Annotated in this window: 7 protein-coding genes; 5 read left to right on the top strand and 2 right to left on the bottom strand. The window is 65.4% G+C overall.

The window, feature by feature from the left end:
• Positions 1-44: 44 nt before the first annotated feature.
• Both ABW137_RS16950 and ABW137_RS16945 read right to left on the bottom strand, forming a co-directional pair.
• Positions 45-746, bottom strand: a complete 702-nt coding sequence (locus tag ABW137_RS16950) for a GntR family transcriptional regulator (RefSeq protein WP_526402004.1) — start codon at positions 744-746, stop codon at positions 45-47.
• 48 nt (positions 747-794) lie between these two features.
• Positions 795-1,595, bottom strand: coding sequence for an N-acyl homoserine lactonase family protein (locus tag ABW137_RS16945; protein WP_526402002.1), 801 nt, complete (start codon positions 1,593-1,595; stop codon positions 795-797).
• 252 nt (positions 1,596-1,847) lie between these two features.
• Here ABW137_RS16945 and ABW137_RS16940 point away from each other — a divergent pair, with 252 nt between their 5' ends.
• The 5 genes from ABW137_RS16940 to ABW137_RS16920 are packed head-to-tail and all read left to right on the top strand — an operon-like array spanning position 1,848 to position 7,145.
• Positions 1,848-2,816, top strand: a complete 969-nt coding sequence (locus ABW137_RS16940) for a sugar ABC transporter substrate-binding protein (RefSeq protein ID WP_526402000.1) — start codon at positions 1,848-1,850, stop codon at positions 2,814-2,816.
• Between the two features lie 27 nt (positions 2,817-2,843).
• Positions 2,844-3,803: a sugar ABC transporter substrate-binding protein gene (locus tag ABW137_RS16935; protein WP_526401998.1), complete on the top strand. Its 960-nt coding sequence runs from the start codon at positions 2,844-2,846 to the stop codon at positions 3,801-3,803.
• A 52-nt stretch (positions 3,804-3,855) separates the two neighbouring features.
• Positions 3,856-5,397, top strand: a complete 1,542-nt coding sequence (locus tag ABW137_RS16930; protein ID WP_526401996.1) for a sugar ABC transporter ATP-binding protein — start codon at positions 3,856-3,858, stop codon at positions 5,395-5,397.
• Positions 5,394-6,392, top strand: coding sequence for an ABC transporter permease (locus ABW137_RS16925; RefSeq protein WP_526401994.1), 999 nt, complete (start codon positions 5,394-5,396; stop codon positions 6,390-6,392). The genes ABW137_RS16930 and ABW137_RS16925 overlap by 4 nt, the downstream gene beginning before the upstream one ends.
• Positions 6,393-6,419: 27 nt before the next feature.
• Positions 6,420-7,145, top strand: a complete 726-nt coding sequence (locus tag ABW137_RS16920; protein WP_526401992.1) for an SDR family NAD(P)-dependent oxidoreductase — start codon at positions 6,420-6,422, stop codon at positions 7,143-7,145.
• Positions 7,146-7,178: the final 33 nt, after the last annotated feature.

Here is a 7,178-nt window from a genome sequence, read left to right as displayed (position 1 = left end):
CGTGAGGTGGGACGCCGTGGGGTGGGTAGGACGAGGCGCCGCCGTCAGGCGACGCCATCCTTGAGGCTCGACAACGCGGTGCGCGCTGCCGCGCGGACGTGCGCGGCCATGAGCTCCGAGGCTCGCGAGGCATCCCGACGGGACGTAGCCTCGACGATCGCCTGCAGCTCGCCGATGACGTCGTGCGATCGCCCCGGTGCGGCCAGCGACGTCGCGCGCAGGGCTTGCACCCTGGCCTGGATGGCTTCGAGCAACTGCTGCACGGCATTCGTCGCGGCACCGGCGATCAGCACGACGTAGAACTCGTTCTTGGCCGCCAGGATGTCGCGCACGTCGGCGCCGGAATCGACGACCTCGGCGAACTTGTCGACCGTGCGCCCCAACTGCACCAGCTGATCATCGCTGGCCCGTTCGACGAACCGCTGTACGATGAGCGACTCGAGCGAGGCACGCACCTCGTACAGGTCCGCGGCGTCGTCCAGTGACGGCACGCTGACGATGGCGCCGCGCTGCGGCACGACCGTGACGAGGCCTTCGGAAGCGAGTTCCCGCAGCGCCTCTCGGATGGTGGTGCGCGAGACACCGAGGCTTTCGATGAGTTCGCGCTCCACCAGCCGTTGGCCGGGCACCAGCTGGAAGTCGATGATCGCCTGTCGCAGCGCCGCTATGACCTGCTCGCGAAGGGGCGCGGCGGTGCGGCCGACCGGCACGGCTGACCATGATTCGGTGAGCGAGTTGCCAGGCATGTCGTCCAGCCTAAGCGTCGAGCACGTAATTCGTGACGTGGGAGCAACTCAGGCCAGCACATTTGCGACGCGTGCGGCGCGACCCGGCGCTGCCGGATAGCGGTCGCGCACGCGCGCGTCGTGGCCTGGAATGACGTCGGCTCCGGTCTCCGCTGCAAGGCGATTGATGAAGGCGAGGCCCTCCTTCATCTCGTGCAGGTCGGTGAAGGCGAAGAACGGCCACTCGTTCTCGATCTGCTCGTAGAAGTGAGCGGCGTCGACGGCCAGGATGAGGCCGCCGCCTGCGGTGTCGATGCGGACGAGGAGCTCCCCGGGGCAGTGTCCACCGATGGGGTACACGGTGACACCGGGAAAGACCTCGGTCTCTTCGGCGATCAACCGCAGTCGCCCCTCGTCGCGGGCCTTGCGGACGGGCTCGAGATTTTCGGCGGTGGTGAACTCACCCTCCAGTTTTCCGGCCTCCCACTTGCCGAACCAGTAGTCGTACTCCGCCTGGCCCGAGACGATCTGCGCATTCGGGAACAGGCGCAACTCGCCGATGTGGTCGTAGTGGAAGTGCGAGGTGATCACCATGTCGACCGTCGTCGGATCGACGTCGACGAGGTCCAGGCCGACCGCCGGTGGGGTCACACTGATCTCGCCCAGCCAGTCTCGCGCCTCGATGTCGTAGCCGGTGTCGACGAGGAGGGTCTTGCCCCCGGTGCGGAGCACCCAGAAGTTGTAATCCATGTCGAGGTTGCCGTCGGGCAGTCCGTACTGCGCGTAGTCGTTGAGCACGTCGCTGCGCCGCACGACGCGCTCGCCGTACTTCACCTGCCAGACGCTGATCGGGGTCGAGTCTTCTGCCACGGGAACTCCCTCGTTTCAAGTGATCTCACCGGCGTGACGATGCCCACACCAGATGTGGGGTGTGACCGGCGCGACAGATCATATGACCGTCATACAAAGTGGCGCAAGGGGCTGAGTCGGCCCAAATTGCCTGTTGACAACCGATCGTCAGGCGGTACTACAATCCGACGGATTGTACGACGATCTTACAAACTGCTCGTACGATCGGCCCGCACCGCTTCTTCCGTTCTGGCACAAATGAGGTGTTCTGCAATGAGGCAAATCCTGGGAGTCGCGCTCGCGATCCTGACCGCGATCAGTTTGCTGGCCTGCTCGACTGGAGCTCCGTCCGGCGACTCGTCGGCGAGTGGCGACAAGACGCTCGGCATCGTGGCATTCATCGGCAACAACGCGATCAATCAGCAAGCCATCCGCGGCGCAACGACCGTCGCCGAGAAGAACGGGTGGTCGGTCAAGGTGACGGACACCCAGGGCAGCGCCGACCAGGCGAACGCCGCGATGTCCTCGTACGCGACCCAGGGTGTCGACGGCATCCTCGTGCTCGTCTTCGCTTCCACCGCAATCGGTTCCGGCCTTGCGGCCGCCCAGGCCGCCGGCGTTCCCGTCATCAGCTGGGGCGGTGGCGAGGCACCCGGCATCCTCGCCACGACGAGCAATCAGGCAGTCGGCAAGGCCTCCGCCGACGCTCTGGTCGACACCATGGGCAGCTCGGGGGACGTCCTGGCACTGACCTTCCATCCCGGCAAGCTATGCCTGGACCATCAGAATGAGTTCGACGCCGCCGTGGCCAATACCGACCTCGACATCACCTACAACGAGGTCGTCGTGCCTGGCCAGCAGCAGTCCGCGACGAACTTCACGTCCACCTGGCTGGTGACCCATCCCGCAGGCGCGGGTAACTACGGCGTCTGGACCTGCTGGGACGAACCCATGGAGGGCATCACCGCGGCCCTGAAGCAAGCCGGTCGGACCGACGTCAAGACGTTCAGCACCAACGGAAGTGCCCCCGGAATCCTCGACGTCAAGGCGGGCGAGGTCACTTCGGTGGTCTGGCAGCCGGCCGAGGACGAGGGCGCCGCGCTCATGGAGGCACTCATCGAGGCGGTCGACGCGGGCGGTGGCGCGGGTCAGGAGACCAAGGTCATCAAGATCGACGGCATCGTCGTCGATTCGACCAACGTCGACGACTTCATCGCCAGTCACCCCGATTCCGTCAAGTAAAGCCCACGCACCCAAGGAGTGATCTCGATGAAGCGCACACTCATAGCACTTGCCGCAGTCGTCATGACCGTCGTCGGCATCGCCGGCTGCAGCGGTTCCACCGGCGGGAACAACGGCCAGAAGACCCTCGGCATCGTCGCGCTGGTGGCGACGGATGCCCTCAATGCCGCCGTGATCAAGGGAGCGACGGACGCAGCGGAGGATGCCGGCTGGCGAGTCACCGTGACCGACACCCAGGGCAGCCCCGACAAGGCGAACGCCGCCATGACGTCGTTCTCCACCACCCAGAAGGTCGACGCGATCCTCGTCTCGGCCTTCGCGTCCTCGTCGATCGGTGCGGGTCTCGCCGCGGCGACGGCGGCCTCGATTCCCGTGGTGAGCTGGGGCGGCGAGCTCATCGAGGGGATCACCGCGACCACCAGCGCGCGCAAGGTGGGCGAAGACTCGGTCAATGCCATGATCGCCGACTTCGGCACCACCGGTGACGTGCTCGCCCTGACCTATCACACCGGCGTGCTGTGCCTGTATCGCGGAGAGGCCTTCGAGGAGGCCACGGCGAAGCAACCCGGCCTGTCCATCACCAGCAACGAGGTCGCGATCCCTGGGCAGGTCGAAGACGGAACCGCGTTCACCTCGGCATGGCTTGCGAGCCACCCACAGGGCAGCGGACCGCTCGCGATCTGGGGCGCCTGGGACGAGCCGGGCATGGGTGCCATCGCCGCCCTCAAACAGGCCAATCGCACCGACGTGTCGGTGTACTCCATCAACGGTGCGCCCAACGCCCTCGAAGCGGTGAGGGACGGGTCGATGAAGCAGGTCATCTGGCAGGACGGCTACACCGAGGGAGCCCAGTTGTTCACCGCCGTAATCGATTCCATCAACGCCGGCGACGGTTGGCAGCCGAAGACGATCGACGTGCCCGGCGTCCTGGTGGACTCAACGACGATCGATGCGTTTCTCGCCGCTCACCCCGATGCGCTCGGCTGAGTCGGGCTCGACGATCGAGTCGAGCCCGATCATCGAAAGGACCCGCCAACCCATGACCGACACACCCGACGCCTGGCTCAAGGTTCGCGGGGTGAGCAAGCAGTTCGGCGGGGTGTTTGCCCTCGCGGGGGTCGACGTCGACGTCCACCGCGGTGAGGTGCACGGTCTGGTCGGCGCCAACGGCGCAGGCAAGTCGACGCTCATCCGCGTGCTCGCAGGCATCACCCCGCCCGATGGGGGGACCATCTCGATCGACGGTGAGGAACGGCGGCTGGCCGCGCCCCGCGACGCCGAGAGAGCCGGTCTGGCCTTCATCCACCAGGAACTGAATCTGGTGCCGCACTTCAACACCATCGAGAACGTGCTACTAGGCGCCCCGAAGGCAAAGCGTTTGGGCATGGTCGACTGGAAGGCAATGCGCAAGGTCGCCGCTCAGGCAACCGAGCGGATCGGCATCGACTTCCGGCTGGACGTCCGGGTGGACGAGTTGACGGTCGCTCAGCGTTGGCTGGTGATGATCAGCAAGGCACTCGTCCGGGAAACGCGGATGATCGCGATGGACGAGCCCACGGCCGCGCTCTCCGATCACGAAAGCGTGAACCTGTTCCGGGTGATCCGCGACCTGGCGGCCGACGGCGTAGCCATTCTCTACGTCTCGCACCGCCTCGACGAGGTGCTCGACCTGTCCGATCGCATCACGGTTTTTCGGGACGGCCGGGTCACCGACAAGGCGGTGCGCGGCGACCTCGACAAGAGGGGCCTCATCCGCGCCATCGTCGGTCGCGAGGTTCCGATCGTCTCCCGTGAGGGAACGCATATCGAGATCGACCGCTCAGGGCAGCCGATCTTCGCCGCCAGGAACGTCGCGCGCGGAAAGGCCGTCAAAGACGTGTCATTCGAGCTGCATCGCGGCGAGATCCTCGGGCTCGGCGGACTCGTCGGTGCGGGACGCACCGAGCTCGCTCGCCTCGCGTTCGGCGCCGACAAGCTCGAGTCGGGGTCCTTCGAGCTCGAGGGAGCACCGTTGCACACCCGCAACGTCGCGAACGCCGTCGCCAAGGGCCTCGCGCTGGTGCCCGAGGAACGGCGTTCCGAAGGACTGCTGTTGGAGAAGTCGGTGGCGTACAACATGAACATCGCGGCCCTGCGGTCCCTCCGCTCGGTGTCGGCGCTGCCGTTCATCAGCAACCGGAAGTCGCGAAATCGCGCCAAGACCCTCATCGATCAGCTTCAGATCAAGACAGCAGGGCTCAACCAGCCGATCGGCGGCCTCTCCGGCGGCAACCAGCAGAAGGCGCTCATTGCGCGTTGGCTCTCCCCCGGCGTCAAGGTGCTGTTCCTCGACGAGCCGTCCCGCGGCGTCGACGTCGGCGCCCGCCACGAAATTCACCAAACCATCCGGGACCTGGCCGACAGGGGAATTGGCACCGTGGTCATCTCTTCGGACGTCGAAGAGCTTGCCGCCCTGTGCGATCGAATCATCGTCCTGAGCGAGGGCCGCGTCAGCGGCGAGCTCATCGGCGACCAGATCACCGAGAACCGCATCATCGAACTCAGCTACGCCCACGACGAGACGACGGGGATCCCATCATGACCATCACAGCCCCCACACCGGTTGACACAGCCGATTCACCGCGCCGACGCCGGCTGCTCTTATTCCTATCCCGCTACGGCACTCTCGTCGGCCTGGCGATCATGATCATCGCCTTCACCATCAAGGCGCCGGCCCAGTTCCCGACATTGCCCAACTTCCTCAACATCCTCAGTCAGGGATCGCTCACCGCCATCATCGCGGCGGGTCTCACCATGACATTGGTCGTCGGGGAGTTCGACCTCTCGATCGGCTACGTCGCGAGCTTCGCGGGCCTCCTCGTCGTCGGCTTCGTCGCACGCGACGGGTTGCCGCTCCTCCTCGCGTTGCCGCTCGTCATGCTCATCGGCGGGGCAATCGGGACGGCAAACGGCTTGCTGGTCACCAAGGTTCGGATCAACGCCGTGATCGCAACCCTGGGCGTGGGTACTGCCCTGATCGGGCTCGGCTTCGCCTATAGCTCGTTCCCGATCGCTTCGGGCGTGCCCAGAGAGTTCACCCAGATCGCGCTGGGCCGGGCTCTCTTCGGCATACCCAACGTCATCATCATCATGTTCGTGGTCCTCGCGATCCTGTGGGTGATCCTGAACAAGACCGATCTGGGCCAGCGGATGCAGGCCGTGGGCGGCAACCCAGAAGCAGCGCGCCTATCCGGCATCCGGGTCGACCGCGTGAAGATCTTCGCCTTCGCAACGGCAGGCATCTGCGCGGCGATCACGGGCTCGTTGTTGTCGTCCCTGCTGGGCTCGGGAACCCTCGCCGCCGCCGACGGTTACCTGCTCGACGCGTTCGCCGCCGTCTTCCTCGGCTCGGCGACGTTGCGCGACGGCGAATTTCACATTCTCGGCACCCTCATCGGCGTGCTCATCATCGCCGTCGGGTTCAACGGGTTGAGCATCTTCGGCGCGCCAACGTTCGTCCAGCCCATCTTCAAGGGCCTCATCCTCGTCCTCGCGGTCGGACTATCCACCCTCGCCCGCCGCTACGCCAAGGCTTGACCCAACCTTCGAAAGGAAACACCACTCATGGGACGACTCGACGACAAGGTAGCCCTCATCACCGGCGCCTCACGCGGCCAAGGCCGGGAGATGGCCGAGCTCTTCATGCGGGAGAACGCGACGGCCGTCTATTCGGCCGACGTGCTCGATGCCGCAGACGCGGAGGACAGCACGGTCACCTTCCTCAAGATGGACGTGACCAAGTCCGATCAATGGAAGGGCGTCGTCGACCAGATCGTCGCCGAGCACGGCCGGATCGACATCCTGATCAACAATGCGGCGATCTGCCTCTACGAGCCGATCCTGGATACCACCGACGAAATCTATGACCGTGTGCTCGACATCGACCTCAAGAGCATCTTCTACGGCATGAAGACGGTTCTGCCGCACATGGTCGCGGCGAAGCGGGGTTCGATCATCAACGTCTCGTCGATCTGGGGCCTTGCCGGAGTGCCCAATTCCTATGCCTACCAGGCAGCCAAGGGCGCCATCCTGAACGTGAGCAAGAACGTCGCCGCGACGCACGGCCCGGATGGCGTGCGCTGCAACTCACTTCATCCGGGCTACATCCTCTCGCCCATGAACGAGCATCAGGCTCCCGAGATCAACGCCGCTCTGATCGCCGGCACGGTGCTGGGTCGCCCGGGCAATGCGATCGAAACGGCTTACGCCGCGCTGTTCCTCGCCAGCGACGAGGCCAGTTACGTCACTGGCACGTCGCTAGTGGTCGACGGCGGCTACCTCGCCCCGTAGTCGATGTCCTGTGTGACGCGGTGATCGATAGGG

Source organism: Mycobacterium sp., assembly GCF_040509115.1.
Taxonomy (GTDB): domain Bacteria; phylum Actinomycetota; class Actinomycetes; order Mycobacteriales; family Mycobacteriaceae; genus Mycobacterium.
This window is presented reverse-complemented; position numbering and strand designations above follow the sequence as displayed.

Coding starts and splice junctions, on each gene's coding strand:
- ABW137_RS16950 (WP_526402004.1), bottom strand. CDS start 746: ATGCCTGGCAACTCGCTCACCGAATCATGGTCAGCCGTGCCGGTCGGC.
- ABW137_RS16940 (WP_526402000.1), top strand. CDS start 1,848: ATGAGGCAAATCCTGGGAGTCGCGCTCGCGATCCTGACCGCGATCAGT.
- ABW137_RS16935 (WP_526401998.1), top strand. CDS start 2,844: ATGAAGCGCACACTCATAGCACTTGCCGCAGTCGTCATGACCGTCGTC.
- ABW137_RS16930 (WP_526401996.1), top strand. CDS start 3,856: ATGACCGACACACCCGACGCCTGGCTCAAGGTTCGCGGGGTGAGCAAG.
- ABW137_RS16925 (WP_526401994.1), top strand. CDS start 5,394: ATGACCATCACAGCCCCCACACCGGTTGACACAGCCGATTCACCGCGC.
- ABW137_RS16920 (WP_526401992.1), top strand. CDS start 6,420: ATGGGACGACTCGACGACAAGGTAGCCCTCATCACCGGCGCCTCACGC.